The organism is Modestobacter sp. SYSU DS0511 (assembly GCF_054050755.1).
On record NZ_JBJGZY010000035.1, the window covers coordinates 18,516 to 44,328 of the forward strand.

At 76.3% G+C, this 25,813-nt stretch carries 27 protein-coding genes; 12 read left to right on the forward strand and 15 right to left on the reverse strand.

Translation table 11 applies throughout. The features are described from left to right. The first annotated feature begins 61 nt into the window (after positions 1 to 61). Both ACI783_RS15810 and ACI783_RS15815 read left to right on the forward strand, forming a co-directional pair. Positions 62 to 1,264 (forward strand): aminotransferase-like domain-containing protein, encoded by a 1,203-nt coding sequence (locus ACI783_RS15810; RefSeq protein ID WP_457141324.1) that lies wholly within the window; start codon positions 62 to 64, stop codon positions 1,262 to 1,264. An 81-nt stretch (positions 1,265 to 1,345) separates the two neighbouring features. Continuing rightward, entirely contained in the window at positions 1,346 to 2,191 is an 846-nt protein-coding gene (locus ACI783_RS15815) for an alpha/beta fold hydrolase (protein WP_457141325.1), read from the forward strand. A gap of 15 nt (positions 2,192 to 2,206) precedes the next feature. Here ACI783_RS15815 and ACI783_RS15820 read toward each other — a convergent pair whose 3' ends face one another. The 4 genes from ACI783_RS15820 to ACI783_RS15835 form a co-directional block, all read right to left on the reverse strand. Continuing rightward, entirely contained in the window at positions 2,207 to 3,892 is a 1,686-nt protein-coding gene (locus ACI783_RS15820) for a DNA repair helicase XPB (RefSeq protein ID WP_457080510.1), read from the reverse strand. Between the two features lie 223 nt (positions 3,893 to 4,115). Beyond that, positions 4,116 to 4,562: a PaaI family thioesterase gene (locus ACI783_RS15825; RefSeq protein ID WP_457141326.1), complete on the reverse strand. Its 447-nt coding sequence runs from the start codon at positions 4,560 to 4,562 to the stop codon at positions 4,116 to 4,118. 19 nt (positions 4,563 to 4,581) lie between these two features. Next, positions 4,582 to 5,865, reverse strand: coding sequence for a class I SAM-dependent methyltransferase (locus ACI783_RS15830; protein ID WP_457141327.1), 1,284 nt, complete (start codon positions 5,863 to 5,865; stop codon positions 4,582 to 4,584). A 124-nt stretch (positions 5,866 to 5,989) separates the two neighbouring features. Then, positions 5,990 to 8,266, reverse strand: coding sequence for a helicase-associated domain-containing protein (locus ACI783_RS15835; RefSeq protein WP_457141328.1), 2,277 nt, complete (start codon positions 8,264 to 8,266; stop codon positions 5,990 to 5,992). 79 nt (positions 8,267 to 8,345) lie between these two features. Here ACI783_RS15835 and ACI783_RS15840 point away from each other — a divergent pair, with 79 nt between their 5' ends. Beyond that, the gene (locus ACI783_RS15840; protein ID WP_457141329.1) at positions 8,346 to 8,861 is read left to right on the forward strand and encodes a hypothetical protein; all 516 of its coding nucleotides are present in this window, start codon (positions 8,346 to 8,348) and stop codon (positions 8,859 to 8,861) included. Positions 8,862 to 8,976: 115 nt separating this feature from the next. Next, complete coding sequence (locus tag ACI783_RS15845; RefSeq protein ID WP_457080525.1) at positions 8,977 to 9,198, forward strand: hypothetical protein; 222 nt, start codon at positions 8,977 to 8,979, stop codon at positions 9,196 to 9,198. 116 nt (positions 9,199 to 9,314) lie between these two features. Here ACI783_RS15845 and ACI783_RS15850 read toward each other — a convergent pair whose 3' ends face one another. Continuing rightward, on the reverse strand, positions 9,315 to 9,635 hold the full coding sequence (locus ACI783_RS15850; protein WP_457141330.1) for a hypothetical protein: 321 nt from the start codon (positions 9,633 to 9,635) through the stop codon (positions 9,315 to 9,317). Between the two features lie 211 nt (positions 9,636 to 9,846). Here ACI783_RS15850 and ACI783_RS15855 point away from each other — a divergent pair, with 211 nt between their 5' ends. Beyond that, on the forward strand, positions 9,847 to 10,230 hold the full coding sequence (locus ACI783_RS15855) for a cold-shock protein (protein ID WP_457141331.1): 384 nt from the start codon (positions 9,847 to 9,849) through the stop codon (positions 10,228 to 10,230). 13 nt (positions 10,231 to 10,243) lie between these two features. On the opposite strand, the gene ACI783_RS15860 is transcribed toward ACI783_RS15855, so the two are convergent. Continuing rightward, positions 10,244 to 10,744, reverse strand: a complete 501-nt coding sequence (locus tag ACI783_RS15860) for a DUF2771 family protein (protein WP_457141332.1) — start codon at positions 10,742 to 10,744, stop codon at positions 10,244 to 10,246. Continuing rightward, a complete protein-coding gene (locus ACI783_RS15865; protein WP_457141333.1) occupies positions 10,741 to 12,006 on the reverse strand; it encodes an MFS transporter in 1,266 nt (421 codons plus the stop codon). The genes ACI783_RS15860 and ACI783_RS15865 overlap by 4 nt, the downstream gene beginning before the upstream one ends. 516 nt (positions 12,007 to 12,522) lie before the next feature. Between ACI783_RS15865 and ACI783_RS15870 the strand changes: the two genes are divergently transcribed. Next, the gene (locus ACI783_RS15870) at positions 12,523 to 13,350 is read left to right on the forward strand and encodes a DUF3027 domain-containing protein (protein WP_457141334.1); all 828 of its coding nucleotides are present in this window, start codon (positions 12,523 to 12,525) and stop codon (positions 13,348 to 13,350) included. Positions 13,351 to 13,390: 40 nt separating this feature from the next. Here the strand turns inward: ACI783_RS15870 and ACI783_RS15875 are convergent, their stop codons facing one another. After that, the gene (locus ACI783_RS15875) at positions 13,391 to 13,600 is read right to left on the reverse strand and encodes a DUF2530 domain-containing protein (protein ID WP_457080537.1); all 210 of its coding nucleotides are present in this window, start codon (positions 13,598 to 13,600) and stop codon (positions 13,391 to 13,393) included. Between the two features lie 164 nt (positions 13,601 to 13,764). Between ACI783_RS15875 and ACI783_RS15880 the strand changes: the two genes are divergently transcribed. The 6 genes from ACI783_RS15880 (at position 13,765) to ACI783_RS15905 (ending at position 19,266) form a co-directional block, all read left to right on the forward strand. After that, complete coding sequence (locus ACI783_RS15880) at positions 13,765 to 15,306, forward strand: NCS2 family permease (protein ID WP_457141335.1); 1,542 nt, start codon at positions 13,765 to 13,767, stop codon at positions 15,304 to 15,306. Positions 15,307 to 15,397: 91 nt separating this feature from the next. After that, positions 15,398 to 15,832 (forward strand): MarR family winged helix-turn-helix transcriptional regulator, encoded by a 435-nt coding sequence (locus ACI783_RS15885; protein WP_457141336.1) that lies wholly within the window; start codon positions 15,398 to 15,400, stop codon positions 15,830 to 15,832. Then, positions 15,829 to 17,214, forward strand: coding sequence for an MFS transporter (locus tag ACI783_RS15890; RefSeq protein ID WP_457141337.1), 1,386 nt, complete (start codon positions 15,829 to 15,831; stop codon positions 17,212 to 17,214). The genes ACI783_RS15885 and ACI783_RS15890 overlap by 4 nt, the downstream gene beginning before the upstream one ends. 126 nt (positions 17,215 to 17,340) lie before the next feature. Further along, a complete protein-coding gene (locus ACI783_RS15895; RefSeq protein WP_457141338.1) occupies positions 17,341 to 17,829 on the forward strand; it encodes a hypothetical protein in 489 nt (162 codons plus the stop codon). A 32-nt stretch (positions 17,830 to 17,861) separates the two neighbouring features. Next, positions 17,862 to 18,407: an RNA 2',3'-cyclic phosphodiesterase gene (gene thpR, locus ACI783_RS15900; protein WP_457141348.1), complete on the forward strand. Its 546-nt coding sequence runs from the start codon at positions 17,862 to 17,864 to the stop codon at positions 18,405 to 18,407. Between the two features lie 34 nt (positions 18,408 to 18,441). Then, complete coding sequence (locus tag ACI783_RS15905; protein WP_457141339.1) at positions 18,442 to 19,266, forward strand: acyl-CoA thioesterase; 825 nt, start codon at positions 18,442 to 18,444, stop codon at positions 19,264 to 19,266. 14 nt (positions 19,267 to 19,280) lie between these two features. Here the strand turns inward: ACI783_RS15905 and ACI783_RS15910 are convergent, their stop codons facing one another. From ACI783_RS15910 to ACI783_RS15940, 7 genes are all read right to left on the reverse strand, one after another. Next, positions 19,281 to 21,956, reverse strand: a complete 2,676-nt coding sequence (locus tag ACI783_RS15910) for a hypothetical protein (RefSeq protein ID WP_457141340.1) — start codon at positions 21,954 to 21,956, stop codon at positions 19,281 to 19,283. After that, entirely contained in the window at positions 21,953 to 22,654 is a 702-nt protein-coding gene (locus ACI783_RS15915) for an ABC transporter ATP-binding protein (protein ID WP_457141341.1), read from the reverse strand. Before ACI783_RS15915 ends, ACI783_RS15910 begins: the two co-directional genes overlap by 4 nt. After that, positions 22,651 to 23,334: an ABC transporter ATP-binding protein gene (locus tag ACI783_RS15920; protein ID WP_457141342.1), complete on the reverse strand. Its 684-nt coding sequence runs from the start codon at positions 23,332 to 23,334 to the stop codon at positions 22,651 to 22,653. The genes ACI783_RS15915 and ACI783_RS15920 overlap by 4 nt, the downstream gene beginning before the upstream one ends. 12 nt (positions 23,335 to 23,346) lie before the next feature. After that, positions 23,347 to 23,916, reverse strand: coding sequence for a TetR/AcrR family transcriptional regulator (locus tag ACI783_RS15925; protein WP_457141343.1), 570 nt, complete (start codon positions 23,914 to 23,916; stop codon positions 23,347 to 23,349). A 74-nt stretch (positions 23,917 to 23,990) separates the two neighbouring features. After that, positions 23,991 to 24,758, reverse strand: a complete 768-nt coding sequence (locus tag ACI783_RS15930) for an ABC transporter permease (RefSeq protein ID WP_457141344.1) — start codon at positions 24,756 to 24,758, stop codon at positions 23,991 to 23,993. After that, a complete protein-coding gene (locus ACI783_RS15935) occupies positions 24,755 to 25,477 on the reverse strand; it encodes an ABC transporter ATP-binding protein (RefSeq protein ID WP_457141345.1) in 723 nt (240 codons plus the stop codon). Before ACI783_RS15935 ends, ACI783_RS15930 begins: the two co-directional genes overlap by 4 nt. A 61-nt stretch (positions 25,478 to 25,538) precedes the next feature. Further along, positions 25,539 to 25,813, reverse strand: a 275-nt coding sequence (locus ACI783_RS15940) for a diguanylate cyclase (RefSeq protein WP_457141346.1), incomplete at its 5' end; no start/stop codon positions are given.

Genomic DNA, 25,813 nt, shown 5'->3' on the forward strand with positions numbered 1-25,813 from the left:
CCCCCTCACCGCGCCCTGCTGCGGCGCCGGTGCCCGTGTGTCCCGGCCTCCTGGAGTCCCCGTGTCCCCTGCCGTCCTCTCCCGCGCCCTTCCGCCGCTGGCCCAGCGGCTCACCGGGGTCGCCAGCTCGCCGGTCCGCGAGCTGCTGGCGTTGCTCGACCGGCCGCAGGTCATCTCCTTCGCCGGTGGCCTGCCCGCGCCCGAGCTGTTCGACCTGGACGGCGTCCGGGCCGCCTACGACAGCGTGCTCTGGGGTCCGCACGCGCGTCGCGCGCTGCAGTACGCCCCGACGGAGGGGGACCGGCAGCTGCGGGCGCGGGTGGCCGCCCGGATGACCGCCCGCGGGATGCTCAGCTCGGTCGACGACGTGCTGGTCACCTCGGGCTCGCAGCAGGGCCTGACCCTGGTCGCCACCGCCCTGCTCGACCCGGGCGCCGTCGTCCTGGTCGAGGACCCGACGTACCTGGCCGCCCTGCAGTGCTTCCAGCTGGCCGGCGCGCGGGTCGTGCCGGTGCCCACCGACGAGCACGGCATCGACCCGGCGGCGCTGGCGGAGACGATCCGGCGGGAGCGGCCGACGCTGGTCTACCTGGTGCCGACGTTCGCCAACCCGACCGGCCGCACCATGCCGGAGCACCGGCGCGCCGAGGTGGTCGAGCTGACCGCCCGGCACGGTGTCTGGCTGGTGGAGGACGACCCCTACGGGGAGCTGCGCTACCGGGGCGCCGACGTCCCGCCGCTGGCCGCCCAGCCGGGCGCCGACGAGCACGTCGTCCACCTGGGCAGCTTCTCCAAGATCGCCGCCCCGGGGCTGCGGCTGGGCTGGCTGCGGGCGCCGTCCCGGCTGCTCCCGGCGCTGACCGTCGCCAAGCAGGCGGCCGACCTGCACACCTCGACGATCGACCAGGCCGCCGCGGCGGCCTGGTTCGCCGCGGCCGACGTCGAGACGCACCTGCAGACGCTGCGGCGGGCCTACCGGCAGCGCCGGGACGCGATGGTGGCCGCACTGCCCGCCACGCTGCCGGCGGGCAGCACCTGGACCGAGCCGGACGGCGGCATGTTCGTCTGGGCGCGGCTGCCCGGCGGGGTCGACACGGCGGAGCTGCTGCCGCGGGCGCTCGCGGCCGATGTCGCGTTCGTCCCCGGCGCCGCGTTCTACGCCGGGACGCCGGACCGGTCGACGCTGCGGCTGTCGTTCACCACGCACCCGCCCGAGCGGATCGCCGAGGGCATGACCCGGCTGGGCAGCGTGCTGCGCGGCTGACCGGTGGGGCCGGCCGGTGCGGGTGCCCCGGTCGCGCGGCCCCCGCTACGCGAACCGATCGCCGGCTGCGAGGCTGCGGACGTGGAGCTCGACCAGGTCTTCGATTGGCGGGGTCGGCGCGTGCGCTGGACCCGGTTCGGCACCGGCCCCGCGGTGGTCTTCTGCCACGGCACCCCGTGGTCGTCGTGGTTGTGGGCCCCGTACGCGCGGGCGCTGGCCGGGGACTTCACGGTGCACCTGTGGGACATGCCCGGTTACGGCGCCTCGTCCATGGACCCCGAGCACGCCGTCTCCCTCGACGTCCAGGGCGAGTTGCTGGCTGACCTGCTGCACCACTGGGAGCTCTCGCCCGAGACCGGCGGGCGAGGCGCCCGGGGGCCGCACGTCGTCGCTCACGACGTCGGCGGGGCGGTCGCCTTGCGGGCGCACCTGCTGCACGGTGCCCGCTACGCATCCCTGGCCCTGGTCGACGTGGTGGCGCTGGCCCCGTGGGGCTCGCCGTTCTTCCGCCTCGTGCACGACCACGCCGACGTCTTCGCCGCGCTGCCGGCCGCCGTGCACGCCGGAGCGGTGCGTGCCTACATCGCCGGTGCCAGTCACCGCGGGCTGACCGAGGCGCAGCTCGACACCCTCGTGGCACCGTGGACGACGCCCGCGGGGCAGGCGGCGTTCTACCGCCAGATCGCGCAGGCCGACGAGGCGTTCACCGACGTCCTGGAGCCGCTCTACGGTTCGCTGGACCTGCCGGTGCGCGTGGTGTGGGGAACCGAGGACACCTGGATCCCGGCCGACCGGGCGCACCGCCTGGCAGGCGCCATCCCCGGCGCCGAACTCGTCCTGATCCCGGACGCCGGACACCTGGTCCACCTCGACCAGCCGGCGCACCTCGCCACCACGCTGGGCGCCTGGCTGGCCGGTCGACGCTGACCGGGAGCCCGGGCGTCAGTCGGCCGGCTGGTCGACCCAGTCGGGGCCGTTGACCTCACCGGGGCCGGCGAGGTCGGCGGCGTCCACGATCGTGTACGCGTAGCCCTGCTCGGCGAGGAACCGCTGGCGGTGCGCGGCGTACTCGCTGTCGAGGGTGTCGCGGCTGACCACCGTGTAGAAGTGCGCCTGCCGGCCGTCGGCCTTCGGGCGCAGCACCCGGCCGAGCCGCTGGGCCTCCTCCTGCCGCGACCCGAACGTGCCCGACACCTGGACGGCGACCGCGGCCTCGGGCAGGTCGATGGAGAAGTTCGCGACCTTGGAGACGACGAGGGTCTTGATCTCCCCGGTGCGGAACGCCTGGAACAGCCGCTCCCGCTCCTTGTTCGTCGTCGATCCCTGGATGACCGGGGCGTCCAGCGCCGCACCGAGCTCGTCGAGCTGGTCGAGGTAGGCGCCGATGACGAGCTTCTGCTCCTCGGGGTGCCGCTCGAGCACCCGGCGGATCACCGGCAGCTTCGACTGGGCGGTGGCCGCGATCCGGTAGCGCTCCTCGGGCTCGGCGACCGCGTAGGTCATCCGCTCCTCGTCGTCGAGGGAGACCCGCACCTCGATGCACTCGGCCGGCGCGATGTACCCCTGCGCCTCGATGTCCCGCCACGGCGCGTCGTACCGCTTGGGGCCGATGAGGGAGAAGACGTCGTCCTCGCGGCCGTCCTCGCGCACCAGCGTCGCGGTCAGCCCCAGCCGGCGGCGGGACTGCAGGTCGGCGGTGAGCCGGAAGATCGGCGCGGGCAGCAGGTGGACCTCGTCGTAGACGATCAGGCCCCAGTCCTGGGCGTCGAACAGGTCCAGGTGCCGGTACTCGCCCTTCCGGCGGGTGGTGATCACCTGGTAGGTGGCGATGGTGACCGGCCGGATCTCCTTGCGCTCACCGGAGTACTCGCCGATCTCGTCCTCGGTCAGGCTCGTCCGCGCGATCAGCTCGCGCTTCCACTGCCGTCCGGAGACGGTGTTGGTGACCAGGATCAGCGTGGTCGCCTTCGCCTCGGCCATCGCGGCCGCACCGACCAGGGTCTTGCCGGCGCCGCAGGGCAGGACGACGACGCCGGAGCCGCCGGCCCAGAAGCCCTCGACCGCCTCCTGCTGGTAGTCGCGCAGGTTCCAGCCGTCCTGGTCGAGCTCGATCGGGTGCGCCTGGCCGTCGACGTAGCCGGCGAGGTCCTCGGCCGGCCAGCCCACCTTCAGCAGCGCCTGCTTGAGCCGGCCGCGCTCGGAGGGGTGGACGACGATCGAGTCGGCGTCGATGCGCTGGCCGAGCATCGGGGCCACCCGCTTGCTGCGGACGACCTCCTCCAGCACCGCCTTGTCGGTGCTGGTGAGCACCAGCCCGTGCACCGGGTTGTTGGCCAGGGTGAGCCGGCCGTAGCGGTCCATCGTGTCGGCGATGTCGACCAGCAGCGCGTGCGGCACGGGGTAGCGGGAGTAGCGGACCAGAGCGTCGACGACCTGCTCGGCGTCGTGGCCGGCGGCGCGGGCGTTCCACAGGGCCAGCGGGGTGACCCGGTAGGTGTGCACGTGCTCGGGGGAGCGCTCCAGCTCGGCGAACGGCGCGATCGCCGCCCGGCACTCCTTGGCCAGCGGGTGGTCGACCTCCAGCAGCAGGGTCTTGTCCGACTGGACGATGAGGGGGCCGTCGCTCACGCGGGGGTTCCTTTGCTCGGAGACTGCGGCGCAGCACGCGCGCCGGACTGACCACGGTAACGCCGGATCGAGACGGGTCCTTCCGTGCGCCGAGGGGTGTGGCCGTGCGGGTTGACCCGGCTGGGCGGACGTTGGGCCGTGTCGTGGCGCGGCTCAACGTCAGTTCGCCCGGGTTGACCCGCACCGGGGCGGGGTCAACCCGGGTCCACCACGGCTGACCGGGTCAGGTGCGCGGGCGCCAGCGCTTCCAGTGCGCGACGCCGGTGGCCCGCGGCTTGCCGTCCCACAGCAGCGCGACGTCGACGGTCATCGCCGCCTCGTCGGCCTCGGTGACCACCGCGGTCAGCTCCACCGGCTCGGTCAGCGGGGCGGGCCGCAGGTACCGGACGTCCAGCCCCGCCGTCACGTACGGCAGCGCGGCGCCGGGCAGCGCACCCCACCCGCGGAGGTCGGCCTCGTGCAGCACCGCCGCCGCGCTGGAGCAGTCCAGCAGCGTGGAGATGACCCCGCCGTTGAGGAACCCCAGCCCGTTGTCGTGCTGCGACCAGGGCAGGAACTCGGCGACCACGCCGTCCTCGGTGGGGAAGCTGGCCAGCTGCAGGCCGCGCGGGTTGGCCGGCCCGCACCCGAAGCAGGTCAGCTCGGGCGCGAGCCGCTGCTGGATGCTCACGCGGGACACGCGCACGGCCTCACAGCCAGTCGGTGCGGCGCAGCGGGGGCTGGTCGCCGCCGGTCCTCTGCAGCAGGACCTGGTTGACGCCCATGTCGCCCTTCTCGAAGGCGAGCGCGCTGGCGGCCATGTAGAGCCGCCACACCCGGGCCCGACCCTCGCTGGTGGCGGCCACGGCGGCGTCCCAGTGCTGCTCGAGGTTGGCCACCCAGGCGCGCAGGGTGAGCGCGTAGTGCTGCCGCAGCGGCTCCACGTCGATCACCTCCAGGTCCCGGGACTCCAGCAGGCCGACCATCTCACCCAGCCCCAGCAGCTCGCCGTCCGGGAACACGTACCGGGCGATGAAGCTGTCCGGGTCCCACGTCGCCGTCCCGGCGTTCCAGGAGATCGCGTGGTTGAGCAGCCGCCCGCCGGGCCGCAGCAGGCCGCGCAGCTGCGCCACGTACGCCGGCATCTGGTCCCGGCCGACGTGCTCGGCCATGCCGATCGAGCTGATCGCGTCGAACGGCCCGTCGGTCACCGTGCGGTAGTCCTGCACCCGGATGTCGATGCGGTCGGTGAGCCCGGCGTCCGCGGCCCGCTTGCGGGCCAGTCGCGCCTGCTCCTCCGACAGCGTGATGCCGACGACGTCCACGCCGTAGCGGCCGGCGGCATGGATGGCCATCGACCCCCAGCCGCAGCCGACGTCGAGCAGGCGCATGCCCGGCCGCAGCCCGAGCTTGCGGCAGATCAGGTCCAGCTTCGCCTCCTGCGCGGCTTCCAGGCCCACGTCGGGGGACTCCCAGACCGCGCAGGAGTAGACCATCGACGGGCCGAGCACCAGCTCGTAGAAGTCGTTGCCGACGTCGTAGTGGTGGCTGATCGCCGCGGCGTCCCGGGCCCGGGAGTGGCGCCGGCCGGCCCGGCCGAGGTCGGCCTCCTCGGCGGGGGGCGCAGGCTCGGGGCCGACCGCGCCGAGCCGCAGCGCGGTGCCGAGCAGAGCCAGCCGCTCGCGCACGGTCGGGGCGGCCATCGGACCGGTCTCGGCCAGCCGGCCGACGGAGCTCAGTGCGGCGAAGGTCGCGAAGACGTCGCCCTCGACGTCGATCTCCCCGGCGACGTGGGCCCGGCCCAGCCCGAGCTGGCCCGGGGACCACGCCAGCCGGCGCAGCGCCCGCCGGGACCGGACGGCGATCACCGGGGCGTCCGGCGGGCCGGCCAGCGAGCCGTCCCAGCCGCGCAGCCGCAGCGGCAGCTCCGCCGTCCCCAGCACCGCGCCCAGCGCTGCTGCCAGCCGATCGGCGACCGTCCTGCGTCCCGTCATCCCCACGCTCCTCGCTCTGGGCGCAGCCGGGCGACCCGTACGGGCAGGCCGGTTGCACTGACCAACTGTCCCGCGCAACGCCGGGCGGGGCGTTGATCATCCCTCCGGAGGTCGAGAAGGGGAATCAGGTGCGTCGCCGGTGGTCGCCGGCGGCGTCCTCCGGCGCGGCCAGCGCGACCGAGGTGATCCGGTGGACGGCGAACGTGCGGGTCTCCCCGCGGCCCTCGTCGAAGCCCTGCAGGAAGCCCCCGGCCAACGACACGGGCTGGACCATCCGCTGGCTGCCCGATCCCTGCGCGTCGACGTAGCCCAGCCACACCGGCGCCTTCTCGCGCACCGCCTGGGACAGCAGCTCGAGCGTGCTGGCGGTCGTCACCCCCGGCACCTGGCGCACCGGCTCGGTGCGGCGGGCGGCGAGCGCCGCGTCCCCGGCCCGGATCTCGCGCACCGTCCCCGCGACGTCGTCCGCGGACAGCGGGCGCGGCGCGACCGGCGCGGACCCACCGGGGCGCCGGCCGGCCGCGCGCGGCGGCTGGGGAGGCCGGGTCAGCACCGCGCCCCCCGCGTTCTCCCCGGCCGGGGCGTATCCCGCCGCGCGCAGCACGGTGAGCACCTCCTCCGGCGGCAGCCCGCTGACCAGCACCCCGGGCGCGAGGCGGCGCAGCTCGGCGTTCGCCGTCCGCCGGTCGCTGAGCACCTGGGACACCAGGCCGTGGTCGTCGGAGCGGACGTAGCACTCGATGGCGCCGACCCGCAGCCGGCCGTGCTGCCGGGCGACGTCGTCGACGAGGAAGTCCAGCGCCTGCGGCACGGGGGTGCGCGAGACGCGGGTGAACAGGTCGTGCAGGTCGGTGGCCGACCAGCCGGCGTCCAGCGCGCGGCGGATGCTGCCGTCGCTGACCCGGTAGACCGTCGCCCCGCCGGAGGACTCCACGTCGGCGACGACGGCGAGGGTCGCGGCCAGCTCGGCGACCAGCGGGCCGGGGGCGATGAGCGAGAGGTCCGGCTGGGCGAGCACGTGGTCCAGCGGCTCGGGCAGCAGCCCGCGCATCCCGTCCGCGGCGGCGTCCGCCCCGCGGGTGAGCAGGCCGCGCCCACCCGTGCTGAGCACCCCGCGGACGGCGATGCCCAGCCGCTCGGCCTCGGCCAGCAGCGCCGGCACCGGGGCCAGCCGGTCGGCCCGCCGCGGGGTGCGCCAGCGCAGCAGCGCGACCAGCTCGTCGGCGACCAGACCGCGCCCGGGCGGGAACTCGGCCAGCACGGCCAGCGCCGAGCGGCGCAGCACCGGCGCGGTCTGCCGCACGGCGTCGGGGGAGAGCACGTTGACCGCCTTGCCGGCCACGTCGCGCTGGCCGACCAGGGAGAACAGGCGGGTGCTGGTCAGCCAGCCGTCGGCCAGCGCGGCCCAGCGGTCGGGGAGGTCCTGCTCGCGCCAGGCGTCGTAGAGCCGGGTGGGCAGCCACTCGTCGCGCTGCGCCCCGCCGACGTCGAGCAGGCCGGCGACGTGTGCGAGCTCGGTCAGGAAGGCGACGTCGGCCTCGCCGATCCGCAGCTCCTTGGCCAGCCGCTTCTGGTCCCGCACGCCCAGCCCGCCGCTGCGCAGCAGCCCGGCCGGCTCCTCCTCCAGGGCGGTGAGCAGGTCGGCGACCCGGCCCAGCACCTCGAGCGCCGCGCCGGCCGCCTGCTGGTCGACCCGCGCCGGGTCGAGCGAGGTGACCTGCGGTTCCGGGCGCAGCCGGGGCGGGCCGAGCGGGCGGTCGCCGCGCAGCAGCAGCCCGATCTCCCGGGGGAGCTCCACGTTCACCGCGTCGATGCGCGCGAGCATGCCCTGCTGCAGCAGCCGGCGTGCGGGGGAGGGCGGCCCACCGGCCGGGGTGTCGGGCAGATGGCCGACCGGCCGGTCGCCGGCCAGCCGCTCGAGCACCGCGCGCTCGTCGTCGTCCAGCCCGGCGAGGACCGCCGGCAGGTCACGGGGCAGCGGCACCCGCAGGTCGCTCGCCCGCCGGCCCAGCCCCGCCGGGTAGCGGACCGCCCGGCGGACCGGCTCGGGGGCGTGCAGCTCCTCGTCGCCCCACAGCAGCGCCCGGGTGGTCAGCGTCCCGACCGCGGCGTCGACCACCTCGGCGGGGACGTCGGGCAGCAGCCCGGGCAGCTCGGTGCGCCGGACGCCGTCGGTGGGGGACAGCAGCACCGCGTCGAGCACCTGCAGCGTCGCGGCGTCCAGCTCGTCGAGCGCCCGGTCGACCGAGACCGGCACCGCGAGCCGGGTCGCGAGGCCGACGACGTCGGACGGCGCGGGGCGCGCCACGTCGGGCCGGGCGGCCAGCAGGGCGCCCAGCTGCTCGTCGGTGCGGGTGCGCAGCCAGGCGGCGAGCGTGGCGGGCGGCTGGTCCGGAGACATCCGGTGCACGCTACGTCCTGTGCCGGCGCCCCTGCTCTGCCGCCGCCGCCCCGCACCGCCCCTCTGCCACCATGCCCCGGTGGCCGCCCTGGACGATCCGCAGACCCGCGCGGCGCTGGCCGCCCACCGCGCCGGGGCGCTGCGCTGGCTCGGTGGCGGCGCGCTCGCCGTCGTCCTGGGCTGCGTGGCCGGGGCGGCGGTCGTCCGGATCGCCCGGGACGGCGGGGAACGGCCGCCGCTCGCCGGGCTGGTCGTCGTCGTCCTGGTGGTCGGCGGGATCGTCGGTGTCGTCGTCGGGGTGGGCGCACTCCTGCGCACCCGGCGGTGGAGCCGGGCGCTGGCCGGCACCGGCTGGCAGACCGGGGTGCTGCGGGTCGCCGGCCCGGCGACCCTGCACGTCGAGCCGGTCGGCTACGACGACCTGACCGACGAGCCGTTGCGCCTGCGGCTGCTGTCCACCGCGGTCTGGCGCACCCGCGCCGTCCAGCGGCTGGACGGCGCCGAGGTGGCCGCGGCCCGGGTGTCCCCGCGGGAGTGGGTGCTCACCGCCGACGGCGCGGGCACGGTCTACGGCGCGCGCGTCACCGAGCGCTGACCCACCCGCTGGTGCGACACCACGGAGTGCGGTGCGTGTCACCGGCGGTCGGCACGGGAAGATGAACGGGAACCGCGCCGGCGTCCGGACCGGCTGCACCGCACACGGAGGCGACATGGCCAAGCGCAACGACAAGCACGCCCACCTGGTCGAGCCCACCTGGGGTCAGCGCACCGAGGGGGAGGCGCCGGTGACCGAGCTGGTGAGCGAGATGGCCGGTGGCCTGTCCCCGTTCGGCGAGGACCACTCCTTCCCGCTGCCCCCGGAGCGGCTGCGCTACGCCCACCCGCAGGACCGGCCGAACCGGGCCGGCGTGCAGCTCCCCGAGAACCGCTGAGTTCCGCCGCGCTGCCGTCCGCGCAGCAGCGGCACCTCGCGGTGCCGCTGCTGGGCGACACGACCGGGGCGACCTCGGTCGGACGGCAGCGCGGGAGGGCGACCCCGACCGGCGCCTCAGACCCGGTCCGGCGCCCGTGGGACCAGTCCGGTCAGCGCCCGGCTCACCAGGCCCCCGGCGATCGACCACAGCGCTGCCGCGAACAGCGTGTTCACCGTCTCGGCGAGCCGCGGGTCGTCCGGGGTGAACAGGCCCACGGTGAGGCCGCCGAGGGAGTGCCGGAGGTCGCTGGCGAACTCGACCAGCGGGTTGGCCGGGTCGGCCGCGAAGAAGACGAAGAGCGCGTGCAGCGCGATCAGCCCGGCCACCACCGACGCGCCCAGCCGGACGGTGGTGGCGAGCACGCCGAGCAGCGCACCGACGGCCGATCGGATCATCTCCGGCATGGTGCCTCCTGCCGGACGCCGGCGCGCGGGCGACCCCGGTCCCCGACCCGGCGGACGACGGGAACGGTGCCTGGTGGTCGCCCGAGAGGCGGCGCCCTCCGGGCCGCGCCGCGACTAATCTGGACGTCGCGTCGCCGACACCCGGCGGCGCGGTCATGCGGCTCGACGAGCCGACCGAACGACGACTGACCGAGGGATCGACGTGCCCAGCGGCAAGGTGAAGTGGTTCAACGCGGAGAAGGGATTCGGCTTCCTCGCCCACGACGGCGGGCCGGACGTGTTCGTGCACAAGGACGCGCTGCCCGCCGGCACCACCGAGCTGAAGCCCGGCCAGCGCGTGGAGTTCGGCATCGTCCAGGGACGCCGCGGCGACCAGGCCCTGCAGGTGCAGGTGCTCGACCCGCTGCCCTCCGCCGTCGCCGGGCACCGCAAGGACCCGGAGGCCCTGGTGCCGATCATCGAGGACCTGATCAAGCTGCTCGACGGCACCTCCTCCGCCCTGCGGCGCGGCCGGTACCCGGACAAGCAGGTGGCCCGCAAGGTCGCCACCGTGCTGCGCGCCGTCGCCGACGACCTCGACGCCTAGAGGAGCGACCCCGTCAGCCGGCGGGTGGTGCCTCGGTGGTCGCCGCGGTGCCCTCGCCGGCGCGGATGAACCCCACCGGCCAGGCGCCGGACAGCCCCTGGCACGCGTCCGGGTCGCGGCGCTGGACCACCACCAGGTAGTACGTCGGCGGGACGACGTCGGAGGTGTTGATCCCGTCGAACACGGCGCGGCCGGCGTCGACGTCCACCTCGCCGAGCTGCTCCTCCAGCCGTTCGTCGAAGACCTGGACGCTCCAGCCCGCGTCAGCGACGGCCTCGGGCACCTCCAGCGAGACGGTGGTGTCCGGCCAGACCTCCAGGATCGGCGGGGTGATCTGGTAACGCTCGCCCTCGCCGTCCCGGCAGTACTGGGTGGGGTCCAGCGTCACCTGCTGCGGCCCCACCTCGACGGTCACCGTCGGTACCGGGTCGCCGGTGGAGCGGTCGCCGCAGCCGGCGAGCACCGCCAGCCCACCCAGCAGTGCCACCGCGGTCGCGCCGCGCGCCGTGCTCACGTCCGTGCCTCCTCGTCGGCGGCCCGGCCGCCGGTTGCGTCGCTGCGGGTGCGCAGGCTCCACAGGGTCAGCCCGACGGCCAGCACCAGCAGCGCCGAGGCCACGGTGAAGCCCAGCCACCCGGTGGTGGGCAGCAGGATGCCCAGTGCGCCGCCGAGCACCCAGGCCAGCTGCAGCCAGGTCTCCGAGCGGGCGAACGCCGAGGCGCGCAGCGCGTCGGGCACCTCCCGCTGGATGATCGCGTCCAGGGCCACCTTGCCCAGCGCGTTGGTCACCGCGGCCACCCCGGCGACCAGCACCGCCATCGGCAGGCTGAACAGCGCGGCGGCCAGCCCGGTGATCGCCGCGGCGATGCCGGCGGCCACCAGCACCACCCGGTCCGGGCTGGCGGTGCGCAGCCGGGAGCCCACCGCGGTGCCGAGGAAGCTGCCGGCGCCCGCGGCGGCGGCGATCGCGCCGAGCGCCGCGGTCGCCTGCCAGCCACCGTCGACGGTGGCCTGCACGAGGAACGCGGAGAAGATCGTCAGGAACCCCGCCAGCCCGCGCAGCGCGGCGGTGGCGCGCAGCGCGGTGACCACGTGCGGGACCACTGGCCGCCGGCCGCGACCGGGCAGCCGGATCGGGGCCGTCCGCAGCACGTCGGCCGGCTGCTCGCCGACGGCGACGTCCACGTGCGGCGGCAGCCGCACCGCCAGCACCGCGGCGACGACGAACACGGCGGCGGTCGCGCCCAGCTCCCAGGCGAAGCCGAGCAGGGACGCGATGCCGGCGCCGAGGGCACCCAGCACACCGCCCGTGGCCAGCCCGAACACCGACAGCCGGGCGTTGGCGGAGGTGAGCGACAGGGCCTCCGGCAGCACCCGCGGGACGACGGCCGCGCGCAGCACGTTGAACGACTTGCTCAGCACCAGCACGCCCAGGGCCGCCGGGTAGAGCGCCAGGTCGTCGTGGTGGGCGGCCATCAGCACCGCCAACGCCGCCCGGCCGCCCAGGCTCGCGGCCAGCGCCCAGCGGCGACCGTGCTGCAGCCGGTCCAGTGCGGGGCCGATCACCGGGGCGACCAGCGCGAACGGCGCCATCGTCACCAGCAGGTACAGGGCCACGTTCCACCGCTGGGCGTCGGTCGTGGCCGCGGAGAAGAACAGGGTGCCGGCGAGCGAGACCATGATCATCGCGTCCCCGGCCACGTGCAGGGCGTTGACCCACACCAGGTGCGACAGGCCGGTCTGCCCGGCGCCGTCGGCGCGGCCGGCGGCGCGCACGCGCCGGACCGTCGCCGCGGTGAGCTCCCGGCTCCGCGCGGCCGCGACCCGGGTGACGGTGAGCTTCGCGGGCCGCGCGCCGGGACCGGGGGGCGCGGCGGCCGCGCCCGCCGGCCCGCCCTGCGGCGACGTGCCCGGGGGAGGCGGCGCGGCACTCGGCGGAGCCGGCGGTCCAGTCGGGGGAGCCGGCGGCGCGGCCACGGGCGGCGGGGGCACCGGCCGGGTCTGCTGCCACGAGGGGGCCGGCGTCGGGCGGACGGCGGTCGGGGTGTCGTCCCCCGGAGGCTGGCCGGTGGCCACCGGCATCGGCCTGGTCTGCTGCCGGCGGATGCCCATCGGGGAGGTCTCCACCCCGCGCTCGGGCTCGCCGCGCGAGCGACGCCGGCTCCGCCACGAGCGGGGTCCGGAGGCAGCGGGCACGGCTCCATCGTGCCGCAGCCACCTGTGCGACCGGCGTGGACGGCGCCGGGAGGTGCGGTGGGGTGCGCCGGCGCGGTCATCCGCGACAATGGCTGCGTGTCCGACTCCGCGTACGCCGCTGCTCATGGTCCCCGGCCGGACGAGGTGCTGGCCGCTGCGGTCGAGCTGGCCCGGGCCGCCGCCGTCGAGGTCGCGGGTGACCCCACCGTGGTCGGCGACCACCTCGGCGTGCTCGCCGAACCGCTCGTCGCCGAGCCCACCGGGGAGGAGCCACCGGCGGAGGTGCTCGGCGCGGTGCTGACCCACAGCTTCGCCGCGACGCTGCCCGGTTACGTCGGCTGGCACTGGGCGGTCACCGTCGCCTGCGTCCCCGGCGACGACGAGGTGACCGTCGACGAGGTCGTCCTGCTGCCCGGGGACTCGGCGCTGCTCGCCCCGGCCTGGGTGCCCTGGCACGAGCGCCTGCGGCCCGGCGACATGTCGGTGGGCGACGTGCTGCCCGCCACGGAGGACGACGACCGGCTGGTGCCGTCCTACCTGGCCGACGACGACGCCGCCGACGACCCGGCCGGCCGCGTGGTCGCCGAGGAGCTGGGGATGGGCCGCGAGCGCGTCCTCTCCCCGCACGGGCGGGGCAAGGCCGCCGAGCGCTGGCGGGAGGGCGACTTCGGCCCCCGCTCGGCGATGGCCCGGCACGCACCGGGGCCCTGCGGCACCTGTGGCTTCTGGATCCCGCTGGCCGGGTCGATGCGGCTGTCGTTCGGCGCGTGCAGCAACGCCTACGCCCCGGCCGACGGGCGGGTCGTGACCGTCGACTACGGCTGCGGCGCGCACAGCCAGGCCACCCTGGACCGCACGAGCGGCGACCCGGTGGAGGTCAGCACCACCGCCCGCTACGACACCGCCGACTTCGACGTCATCTAGCGGCCCGCCTGGCTCGGTCGGTAGGGCGACGACGTAGCCCTCAGCGCTGGCCCTGCCAGCGCATGAGGCCGAGGCCGAGACCGGCGAGCGCGATGGCGGCGACGCAGGTCCAGGTCCACACCCGGTCGACCCGGTCGCCGAGCAGGAGCAGCACCACCAGCGCTACCGCCCACAGCGCGGTCCCGATCAGGACGACCCGGGCGGTGTCGACCTGCAGCGGCGGCGGGGACGGGCGGGTGGGTGCGGGCACGCCCCGAGCGTAGGGGCCGAGGTGCTGGTCACGGCGCCGCCCTGCGCATCGGCGGCCGTGCGTGTGGCACGCTGTCGCCGCTCGTTGCCAGCTGCACCGGGCGGTCCGCCAGGTGCGCCGTCGCCCTGCCGCGCCGCGCCGGCCCGCGTCCCCGGGGGTCTCCCATGCCCGATCGGTCCCGTCCCGCCCGCACGCCCGCCTCCGGCCCGCAAGCGGCCGACGCGGCCGACGGCAAGGCGGTGCTCGGCCCGGAGGGCGCCCCGCCCCGGCGCAGCCCCGGCCCGCGGGTCAAGCCGCGCAACGGCCTGGACCGCTACTTCGAGATCAGCGCCCGGCGCTCCACGGTCGGCCGGGAGGTCCGCGGTGGGCTGACCACGTTCTTCACGATGGCCTACATCGTGGTGCTGAACCCGATCATCCTGTCCGGTGCGGACATCAACGGGAACACGCTGCCGTTCACCGCGGTCGCCGCCACGACCGCTGTCGTGGCCGGCGTGCTGACCATCGCGATGGGCGTGGTCGGCCGGTACCCGCTGGCGCTGGCGGCCGGACTGGGCATCAACGCGATCGTGGCGGTCTACGCCGCCACCCAGCTGGCCTGGCCGGAGATCATGGGGCTGGTCGTGCTGGGCGGCCTGCTGATCGCGGTGCTGGTGCTCACCGGCTTCCGGCGCGCGGTGTTTAACGCGATCCCCACGCAGCTGAAGATCTCCATCGCCGTGGGCATCGGCTTCTTCCTCACCATCGTCGGCCTCGCCGACGCCGGGGTGATCCGGCCGGGCACCGGGGGGCTGATCAGCTTCGGCGTGGGCGGGCAGCTGGCCGGCTGGCCGATGTTCACCTTCGTCGTCGGCCTGCTGGTCACCAGCGTGCTGGTGGTGCGCCGCACCCGCGGCGCCCTGCTGATCGGCATCGTCGTCACCACCCTCCTCGCCGTGGTGGTCGAGGCGATCGCGGACGTCGGGCCGCGCACCGGCGCCGACGGCGCGAGCAACCCGCGGGGCTGGGCCCTGCAGGTGCCCACCTGGCCCGACACCTGGTTCGACCTGCCCGACCTGTCGCTGGTCGGCCAGTTCTCGCTCTTCGGCGGCTTCTCCCGGATCGGGCTCGTCGCCGCCCTGCTCATCGTCTTCTCGATCATGATCGCCGACTTCTTCGACACCGTCGGCACCATCACCGCGGTCGGGGCCGAGGGCGATCTGCTCGACGAGGACCGGAACCTGCCGCGCTCCCAGCCGGTGCTGCTGGTCGACTCGCTGGCCTCGGCGGCCGGCGGGGCCTCGAGCGTGTCGAGCAACACGACCTACATCGAGAGCGCGGCGGGAGTCGGCGACGGCGCCCGCACCGGGCTGGCGAGCGTGGTCACCGGCCTGGTGTTCCTGGTCGCGGCGTTCTTCACCCCGCTGGTGCAGGTCGTGCCCTCGGAGGCCGCCGCCCCGGTGCTGGTCATCGTCGGCGCGATGCTGATCAGCCAGATCCGCGAGCTCAGCTGGGACGACATGTCGCTGGTCATCCCCGCGTTCCTGACGATCGCGCTGATGCCGTTCACCTACTCGATCACCATCGGCATCGGGGCCGGCGTGGTCAGCTACGTGCTGCTGCGGGTGGCCACCGGCCGGCGCCGCGACGTGCACCCGCTGATGTGGGTGATCGCGGCGGTGTTCGTCGTCTACTTCGCGCTCGACCCGATCCAGCAGCTCTTGTGAGGAGGGGCCCCCGCCCGGCGCACGCGCAGGGCGGGGGTCCCAGCACCTCCCGATCGTTAGGCACGCTTCTCACCTCGGTTAGGCTCGCGACGTGGCTCGGACGACGCTGGACACCGCGGCGCTCGCCCACGACCTGCGGCTGGCCGTGATGAGGTTCTCCCGCCGGCTGCGCAACCAGCGGGTCGACACCTCGGTGACCCTCACCCACCTGGCCGCGCTGTCGACGCTGAAGCGGCACGGTGCGATGAGCCCGGGCGAGCTGGCGGCGCACGAGCGGGTGCAGCCGCCGTCCATGACCCGGGTGGTCGTCGCCCTCGAGGGCAAGGGCCTGGTCACCCGCACCCCGCACCCCACCGACGGGCGGCAGGTGGTCATCGACCTCACGCCGTCCGCCGAGGAGCTGCTCGCCGACGAGGTGCGGGCGCGCGAGGCGTGGCTGACCGGGCAGCTCCAGCAGCTCACCGCGGAGGAGCGCGCCACGCTGCGCGAGGCCGCGACGATCATGGACAAGCTCGCCAGTGGGTGACCTCCACGCCTGAGGCAGCCGCGCCGCGACGGGCCGGGATGTTCGCGGCCCTGCGGGTCCGCAACTTCCGGCTGTACGCCTCGGCGAACCTGGTCAGCCTCACCGGCACCTGGATGCAGCGGATCGGCCAGGACTGGCTGGTCCTGCAGCTGTCCGGGGGCAGTGGCGTCGCCCTCGGCATCACCACCGCGCTGCAGTTCGCCCCCACCCTGCTGTTCAGCTTCTACGGCGGGGTGCTCGCCGACCGCTACGACAAGCGCCGGGTCCTGACCGTCACGCAGGCGGTCATGGGGGCGCTGGCTCTCGGGCTCGGCCTGCTGGTGGTCACCGACGCGATCGTGCTCTGGCACGTCTACCTCCTCGCCGCCGCGCTCGGCGTCGCGTCCTCGCTGGACATGCCGGTGCGCCAGTCGTTCGTCTCGGAGATGGTCGGCCCCGACCGGCTGGCGAACGCGGTCAGCCTCAACTCCACCGTCTTCAACGGGGCGCGGCTGGTCGGACCGGCGGTGGCGGGCTCGCTGATCGGCGTCTCCGGCGGGGACACCGGACCGGCGTTCCTGGTCAACGCCGCGAGCTTCGGGGTGACCATCACCGCGCTGCTGGCCATGCGGGGCAGCGAGCTCCACCGCAGCCGGCCGGCGGCCCGGTCCCGCGGGCAGCTGCGCGAGGCGCTGGGTTACACCCGACGCCGTCCCGACCTGGTGCTGGCCATGGCGCTGGCCTTCGTGGCCGGCAGCTTCGGCTTCAACACCCAGATCACCATCGCGCTGATGGCCCGCGAGGAGTACGGGCTCGGGGCGGCCGCCTTTGGGTTCCTCTCCACCTGCTACGCCGTCGGCTCGCTGTCCGGGGCGCTGCTGTCCACCCGGCGGAGCGCCCGGCCGCTGCAGCGGTTCCTGGTCGTCTCCTCCGGCGCCTTCGGCGTGTTCCTCGTCGTGGCCGGGCTGATGCCGAACGAGACCGCCTTCGCCGTGCTGCTGGTGCCGACGGGCGCCTCCGCGCTGGTGTTCAGCGTGGCGTGCAACAGCTTCGTGCAGCTCGGCGTCGCTCCGGAGATGCGGGGCCGGGTGCTGGCGCTGTACTTCACGTGCTTCATGGGCGGCACCCCGGTGGGCGCACCGGTGATCGGCTGGGTGTCCGAGCACCTGGGCGCCCGCTGGGGGTTCATCGCCGGCGGGCTGGCCTGTGTAACGGCCGCGGTCGTCGCCGGTGCGCTGCTCGCCCGCGGACGGCGGGTCCGGCTGGAGCTGCACGTCCGCCCGCCGCGCGCGCAGCTGCACGTCGCCGCCCGGCCAACGGTGCCCGCCCCGGCCGCCGCGCTCGTCGAGGCGGCCGACGGGGAGGTGCCCGGTGAGCAGGTGGCGCGGGATCCGGCCCGCTGAGGACAGGATGAGCGATCAGCTCACCGGCTGCGCTGACGTCGTCACGTTGTGGTCTTGGCGACACCGTCGTACCGTTTCGTCGTGCCGTCGGGAGGGTCGGGCTCTGCAGACGTCGGGACGTCGCTGATGCGTCTCGGCGTGCTCACCGTGCTCCTCGCCGTCGCCGTGCTGGTGATCCTGCTCCTCGTCCGCTGGGCGACCGGGGAGCTGCAGCACCGCCGCTCGGCCCGCCGCCGGAGCCGGGCCCGCGAGCTCGCCCGCCGGCAGGCCCCGCCCCGGCCGCCCGCGCGGCGCCCCGCCACCCACCCGGCCGGCTCCTCGGCCCGCCGGCGGGCCGGCCCCGCCACCGATCCGGGCATGCCCGCCCGCCGGCCGCTGGAGGCCGTCGCGGCCGACGTCCGGCGGCTGACCCGCGAGCTGGCGATGGTGCCCGGGGGGATGCCGATGGCCCGCCGCCGCGGGCTGCTGGCCGCCTACGACGACGTGCTCGTCGAGGCCGCGGGGTTGCTGCAGGTCGACCACCGGCTGGCCGAGGTGCCCCCCGAGTACCGCGAGCTGGAGCGGATCCGGCTCATCGGGGCCCTGGAGGCCGCCGGGCTGGTGGTGGACCGCTGACCAGCCCGGCCACCGCGGGCTCGGCGGGCCGGCTGTTCCTCGCCGTCGACCCACCACCGGAGGCCGTCGACGAGCTGGACGCCGCCCTGCGGCCGGTGCGTGAGGCGCCGGGTGCGCCGCGCTGGACGCCGCCGGAGCGGTGGCACCTCACCCTGCTGTTCCTCGGGCAGGTGCCCGCCGGACGGCTCCCGCTCCTGCTCGACGGGGTGGGGCCGGCCGTCGCCGCGGCCCCGCCGATGTCGCTCGCACTCGCCGAGGGCGGCCGGTTCGGGTCCCGGCGCCGTCCCACCGTCTGCTGGGTCGGGGTCACCGGCGACGTCACCCCGCTGACCGCGCTGGCCGACCGGCTGGCCGACGCCGCCCGCGGCGCCGGCCTGGCCGTGGAGGACCGGCCGTTCCGGCCGCACCTGACCGTGGGCCGCTGGCGTCCCGGGCAGCCCGCCGACGGCGACCTGCCCGAGCGGCTGCGCGGACGCCGGGGCCCGGTCTGGCCGGTCACCGAGGTGGTGCTGTGGCGCAGCCACCTCGGCCCGTCGCCACGCTACGAGCGCGTGACCGCCTGGCCGGTCGCCCGCTGACCCGGGACGCCGGGCGCCTGGCACGCTGTCCGGCGTGACGCAGACCGACCAGCCCGCCACCGCGTTCGACACCGCCACCGCGCTCACCCGCACCGAGGGGGGCGGCCTGACCGCCGAGCTCGACCCCGGCTGGGACGTCGGCGGCGGGATCCTCAACGGCGGCTACCTGCTCTCTGTCGCCGCCCGCGCCGCGGTGCTCGAGTCGCCGCACCCGCACCCGGTGGCGCTCTCGGCCAGCTACCTGCGTGCCCCCGCGGCCGGCCGGGCGTCGCTGACCGTCGTCCCCGGCCCGGCCGGCCGCACCGTGGCACACAGCCAGGTGGTGATCGCCGACGACGCCGGCCCGGCGATCACCGTGCAGGCGACGACGGCGACCCTGGGCGACGAGCTGCCGCAGGTGGTGACGCCCCGGCCGGTGGTGGCCCCGGTCGAGGAGTGCCTGTCCATCGCCGAGCACGCGCACCTGGCACCGCCGCAGATCCAGGTGCCGGGGCTGGTGCGGCGGATCGACGTCCGGTTGGACCCGGCGTGCGCCGGCTGGGCGCTGGGGCAGCCGGGGGAGGAGCCGGTGCTGCGGGCGTGGCTGCGCTTCACCGACGACCGGGAGCCCGACCCGCTGGCGCTGGTCGCCTTCGCGGACGCGCTGCCGCCCACCAGCTGGGCGCTGGGCCGGTTCGGCTGGGCGCCGACGGTGCAGCTGCAGGTGCTCGTGCGCGCGCTGCCGGCGCCGGGCTGGTGCCTGGTGGAGGCCCGCGCCGGGGAGGTCGCCGGCGGCTGGCTGGACGAGGACTACCGGATCTGGGACTCCACCGGCCGGCTGGTCGCGCAGAGCCGCCAGCTCGCCCGCGCCCCCCGGTAGCCGGCGGGGGCCTCCTACTGGCGGAGGACGGTCGCCGGGTCCGCGCGGTCGGCGGCGCGCTGGGCGTAGAGCGCAGCCAGCCCGGCCACCACGACGACGACCCCCGCGCTCAGCCCCAGCGCAGGCCACGGCACGTCCAGCAGCGGCGTCGGGGGGCGGAGGAGGTCGACGTCCAGCCGGCGGTACACCAGGGCGACGGCGCCGCTGGCCAGCAGGCCGCCGAGCAGCACGCCGACCGCCGCCACCCCGATCAGCTCCACCAGCAGCGAGCGCAGGTGGGCCCTCCGGGTCAGCCCCAGCCGGCGGGCCATCACGTACCCGGCGACCCGGGTGCGTGACCGGGCCTCCAGGTACAGCAGCAGCCCGCCGACGGCGATGACCCCCACGAAGACGGCCAGCGCGGACAGGTAGCCGAAGGTCCAGGTGATGCCCAGGAAGTTGGCGGTGTCCAGCACGGCCGCCGGGGTGATCTCCCGCCCCGGCAGGCCGCCCGCGTCGACCAGGGCGTCGACGGCGGGGGCGAGCCGCCCGTTGGTCCAGATCTCCGACTGCCGCGCGGATCCGGCGCTGCGCTCGATGGTCGGCACCCGGTCGGCGGCGACCAGGACGACCGGGTCGACGGTGCGCCGCCCGGGGAGCACCCGGGCCTGCGCGACCACCTCGGCGGCCAGCGGCGCGGTGCCCAGCCGCAGCTGCGGGTCGCCCAGCGGCACCCCCTGGGCCACGACCGGGACCCGGCCGTCGACCTCCGGGCCCTGCAGCGCGGCCATCAGCTCGGGGAGCGGGATGTCGGCGAAGGAGTCGTCCCAGAACGCCGTCCCGGCGAAGGTGCCGGGGTCGACGGCGAGCACCTGGACGTCGGTGCGGGCACCCTCGGCATCGACGACGTCGCCGTCGTACCGGACGACGAACGTGCCGATCCGCTCGACCCCGGGGACGGCGTCGAGTCGGGACACCGACGTGAGCGCGCGCCCGGCGCCGACCTGCACCCCGACCTTCGCGTCCAGGGTGGCCTGCGAGCTGGCGGTGAGCGTCGCGGTGTAGCCCAGCACGGCGACCGGCAGGGTCACCGCGGCCAGCAGCGTGGCGGTGGCCAGCCGGGCGGCGGTGAGCCGGTTGACCGCGAGGAACACCGCGGGGGAGCGGCGGCCGGCCCAGCGGCGCAGCCGGGGCAGCAGTGCGGTGACCAGCCGGGCCAGCAGTGCCGCGGCACCGGCGACCGCCAGCAGCGGGAAGGCGACCAGCAGCCCGTTCACCTGGGCGACGCCGGCGTCGGTGACCACGGCCTCCCGGCTCTCCAGCAGCAGCCAGCACCACGCCGCGGCGACCAGCAGCGCCAGCTCCCACGGCACCGTCGCCGGCCAGCGTGGTGCGGCGCCCAGCGGGCGCTCGGCGGTGCCCCGCGCGCGGAGCCCGGCGAGGGCGGCCGCCGCCCCCAGGCCGACGACGAAGGCCGCCGCCCCGGCCGCGAGGGCGGTGGTGGTGGCGGCGGGGTCCAGGTCGTCGGCGGGCCCGATCCCGGCGATCAGCAGCCGGGACCCCGCCCACCCGAGCGCCGCCCCGGCCAGCGCCGGCAGGCCGAGCTCGAGCGCTGCCTTGCCGGCCAGCGGCACCGGGCCGACGCCGCGGGCGGCCAGCAGCCGCACCTCGGCGGCCCGGCGGTCGGCCCAGAAGCTGCCCGCCGCGGCGACCAGGACCAGCGCCAGCAGCGCCCCGGCCACCGCCACCGGCACCACCGGGCCGCGCAGGCCGCGCTCGACCAGCTCCGCCCGCTCCACTGCGTCGACCAGCCGTGGGTTGACCCAGGTGAGGCCCATCTCGGCGGCGGCGGCCGCGGGGACGCCGAGCCGCTCCCAGGTGTCGGCCTGGGCGCGGTCCTGCGCCGCCACCAGCTCGCGGGCGTCGGAGATCGACAGCTCGCCGGCCTCGACCGGCACCTGGGCCAGCTGCTGGACGCCGGTGAACCCGGCCGCCACCTCGTGGAAGGTCGCCGGGTCGGTGGCCAGCGCGAAGGCCGGTGGGGGGACGTTGGCGCTGGTGTCGTTGGCGTAGAGCAGTCGGTAGTCGCACCAATAGGGGCCCGGGTCGACCGCGAAGAGATCCGTGTAGAGCCCGGTGACCGTCACGGGGGTGCCGGCGACGGTGATCCGGTCGCCCAGCGCGATGCCCACGCTGCCGGCGTACCCCGCCGGCAGCCACAGCCCGGCGCCCGGCTGCTGCGCCACCACCTCGACGTGCTGCGGCGCGTCCGGCCGGTAGAAGAGGCTGACCAGCAGCCTGACGTCCCGGCCCGCGGCGTCGGTGACCGTGGCGGCGCCGGGACCGCGGTTCGGCCCGACCATCTCCGCGGTCGCCAGCACCGGGCGGCTGGTCCGGCCCTGCGCGGCCCAGGCGGCCGCGAGCGCGTCGTCGACCGCGGCGGACGCCGTCCCGCCGGTGGGGTCGCCGTTCTGGTCGAACTGCCTGCTCTCGACCCCGGCCTGCACCCAGCCGGCCTCGGCGCACCGCTGGGCCAGCTGCTCCTGCAGGGCCGCCGAGCGGGCGGAGGAGAGGAACAGCGGGGCGGAGGCGACCGCGCAGGCCAGGATCGCGGTGGTCACCAGCACGGCGACCACGGCGGCGGGGGAGCGCAGACCCAGCAGCGGCGCCCGGGTCCACGGCGCCAGCCGCCACAGCGGCGGCCGGCTCACGGGTGGCCCCCCTCGGTGACGGGCCGCTCGGTGATCCGGCCGTCGCGCATCGACAGCACCCGGTCCGCGCGGGACCAGGCGATCTCGTCGTGCGTGGCGACCAGCACCGCGGCGCCGGCGTCGGCGGCCGCCCGGACGGCGTCCAGCAGCCGGTCGGCGTGGCCCCGGTCCTGGTGCGCGGTGGGTTCGTCGGCCAGCAGCACCGCCGGGCGCAGCAGCAGCGCCCGGGCGACGGCGGCCCGCTGCTGCTCACCCAGGGAGACCTGGTGCGGGTAGCGGTCGGCCAGGTGGTCCAGCCCGAAGTCGGCCAGCAGGCCGGCGGCCCGCGGCCGCTCGTCGGCGAGCGTGCCGCGCAGCCGGGCCGGCAGCAGCACGTTGTCGGCCAGGCTGAGGTCGGCGACGAGGCCGAGGGCCTGCGGCACCAGCGCGAGCTCCGGCCAGCCCAGGGCGTCCGGACGGCGGCCGGCCAGCTCGCCGGCGTAGGCCAGCTGCCCGGCGTCGGGAGTCTCCCAGCCGCACAGCAGCGCCAGCAGCGTCGACTTGCCCGACCCCGAGGGCCCGACCAGGGCGACGAACTCCCCGGCGGCCACCGCCAGGTCGACCCCGGCGAGCGCCGCGACCGTCTCCGTGCCCCGCCGGTAGCGCTTGACCAGCCCGGTGCCGGCGAACCCGCCGGTGCTCACCTCCTCACCGGTCACCGTGCGACCAGCCGGCCGTGGTCGAGCCGGATGAACCCGTCGGCGATCGCCATCACCCGGGGGTCGTGCGAGGAGACGACGAACGCCACCCCGCCGGCGGCCAGCTCGGTCATCGCGGCGAGCACCCGCTCGGCCGCCGCGGTGTCCAGCTCGGCGGTGGGCTCGTCGGCGACCACCAGCGTCGGGTCACCGACCACCCCGCAGGCGACCGCCAGCCGCTGCTGCTCACCGCCGGAGAGCTGCGCCGGGTGGTGGTCGGCCCGGCCGGCCAGCCCGAGCCGGTCCAGCAGGGCCCGCGCCTCGTCGTCGGTCACCGGGGCGCCGCGCAGCTGGGCGGCCAGCCGCACCTGGGCGAGCGCGTCGAGGTAGGGCAGCAGGTTGTCCGCGGGCCGCTGGAAGAGGTAGGCGACCTGGCGCTGCCGGAGCCGCCGCCGGGCACGGGGGCGGAGCCGGTCGACCCGCTGCCCGGCGACGAGCACCTCGCCGTCGTCCGGGGAGTCGATGCAGGCCAGCAGCCGCAGCAGCGAGGACTTGCCCGATCCCGACGGCCCGACCACCACCGTCATCCGGGCAGGGGGGATCGCCAGGGTGACACCGTCCAGCGCGGTGACCGACTCGGTCGCCGTCCGGTAGGTCTTGACCACTCCCCGGCAGGTCGCCGCCGCGTCCGAGTCGCTCATCAGGGCGGGAGCCTAGGGGGTGCCCGGCCTGTTCCCCGGCAGCTCGACCGGCCCGGTGAGGTAGCGCTGGACGGTGGGCCCGATCGCGGCGACCAGCTCCTCGGCCGGCGCGGAGGCCAGCGGCTCGAGCCGGAGCACGTAGCGGGTCATCACCACACCGACCAGCTGGGAGGCGGCCAGCGCGCCCCGGGTCTCCGCCTCGGCCGGTGGCAGGTCCAGCGTGCCGAGCACCCGGCGGAGCACCTGCGCGGTGAGGAACTCGCGCAGCAGCCGGGCGGTCCACTCGTTGCTCACCGCGGAGCGGACCAGGGCCAGCCCACCGGCGCGGGCCGGGCCGTCCCACACCCGCAGCAGCATCCGGACGACGTTGGCCCCGAGCTCCGCCGTCCCGCCCGCCAGCACCTCGGGCAGCAGCTCGGCGGGGTCGGCCGGCGCCTCGACGGCGGCGAGGAACAGCTTGTCCTTGCTGCCGAAGTAGTGGTGCACCAGCGCCGGATCGACCCCGGCGGCGGTGGCGATCAGCCGGATCGAGGCGCCGTCGAACCCCCGCTCGGCGAAGGCGTCGCGGGCCGCGGCGAGCACCGCCTCCCGGGTGCCGGGGTTGCCGGGCCGGCGCCCGGAGGGGCGCCGGCGCGCCGGCCGGGGCGCGGGGTCGCTCAGCTGGTCCTCCTCCGCAGGGTGGTCGCCGCCAGCCCCAGGGCCAGCAGCGCGGCGCCGGCCACGACGCCGACGTCGGTCCACATCGTGCCCGTCGGGGTGGGGGAGCCGCCGACCTCCCGCAGCGCGTCGACGGCGTAGGTGAGCGGCAGCACGTCGCTGACCGCCTGCAGCCACCCGGCCAGCTCCTCGCGCGGCACGAGCAGGCCGCACAGGAAGAACTGCGGCAGCACGACCACCGGCATGAACTGGACTGCCTGGAACTCGCTGCGGGCGAAGGCGCTGGCCAGCAGCCCGAGGGCGACGCCGAGCACCGCGTCGACGACGGCGATGAGCACGACCAGGGCGGCCGGGCCGGCGACGTCCAGGTCGTAGAGGGTGGTCGCGACGGTCACCGTGACGACCGCCTGCGCCGCCGCGGCCAGCCCGAACGCGGCCCCGTAGCCCAGCAGCAGGTCACCGCGGGACAGCGGGGTGGTGAGCAGCCGCTCGAGCGTGCCCGTGGTGCGTTCCCGCAGCATGGCTATGCTGGTGACCAGGAACATCACCACGAACGGCAGCACGCCGAGCATGGTCAGCCCCACCCGGTCGAAGGTGTCCGGCTGGCCGGGGACGGCGGGCACATCGGCGTAGACCAGGTACAGCAGGCCCAGCAGGGCGCTGGGCAGCACCAGCAGCATCGCCACGGTGCGGTGGTCGTGGCGCAGCTGCCGCAGCACCCGGACGGCGGTGGCCCCGGCCAGCGGCGGGTGCAGCGGGGCCGTCACGCCGGCACCTGCTCGGTCTGCCGGATCAGGGTGAGGAACGCCTGCTCCAGGTCGTCGGTGGCGGCGTCGGCGCGCAGCCGGGCGGGCGTGGAGTCGCTGAGCAGCCGGCCGTCACGGAGCAGCAGCAACCGGTCGCAGCGGCCCGCCTCGTCCATCACGTGGCTGGAGACCAGCAGCGTCGTCCCGCCGCCGGCGAGGGTGGCGAACAGCTCCCAGAGCTCGACCCGGAGCACCGGGTCCAGCCCCACGGTGGGCTCGTCGAGCACCAGCAGGGCCGGCCGGGCGACCAGGGCGCAGGCCAGCGAGACGCGGCCGCGCTGCCCGCCGGAGAGGCTGCCGACCAGCTGCCCGGCGGCACCCCGCAGGCCGACGTCGGCGAGCGCGGCGTCGGCGTCGGCTGCGCTCCGGCCGGCGAGGGCCGCGAAGTGGCGGACGTTCTCCCGCACGGTCAGGTCCGGGTAGACGCTCGGGGCCTGGGTGACGTAACCGATCCGGCTGCGCAGCGCCCGGGAACCGGCGGGCTCGCCGAGCACGGTGACCCGCCCGGAGCTGATCCGCTGCACGCCGACGACGGCGCGCATCAGCGTCGTCTTCCCGCTGCCGCTGGGCCCCAGCAGGCCGGTGACCTGTCCCGGGGGCGCGGCGAAGGCCAGCCCGTGCAGCACCCGGCGGCCCCCGCGGTGGACGACGAGATCGGTGACGGTGACGGCGGCGTCCATGCCGGCCTCCCAGAACTCAACGAGTGATGAACTCAACGCTAGGTGAGTTCGCCGCGAGCAGTCAAGGCGTGAAGAGCGCGACCCCCGTGCGGCCGGTCTTGGCGCGGTACATCGCGATGTCGGCCTGGCGGAACAGCGTCTCCGTGTCGGCGGCGTACGGCCCGGAGACGGCGATGCCGAGGCTCGCGCCGACGTCGAGCGCGTGCCCCTCCACCGGGAACGGCAGCTGCAGCGCCGCCCGCAGCCGGGTCGCGGCCGCGACCCCCTCCGTGCGGCTGACGCCCCGCATCAACACCGAGAACCCCGCCCCGCCCAGACGGCCCACCACGTACCCCA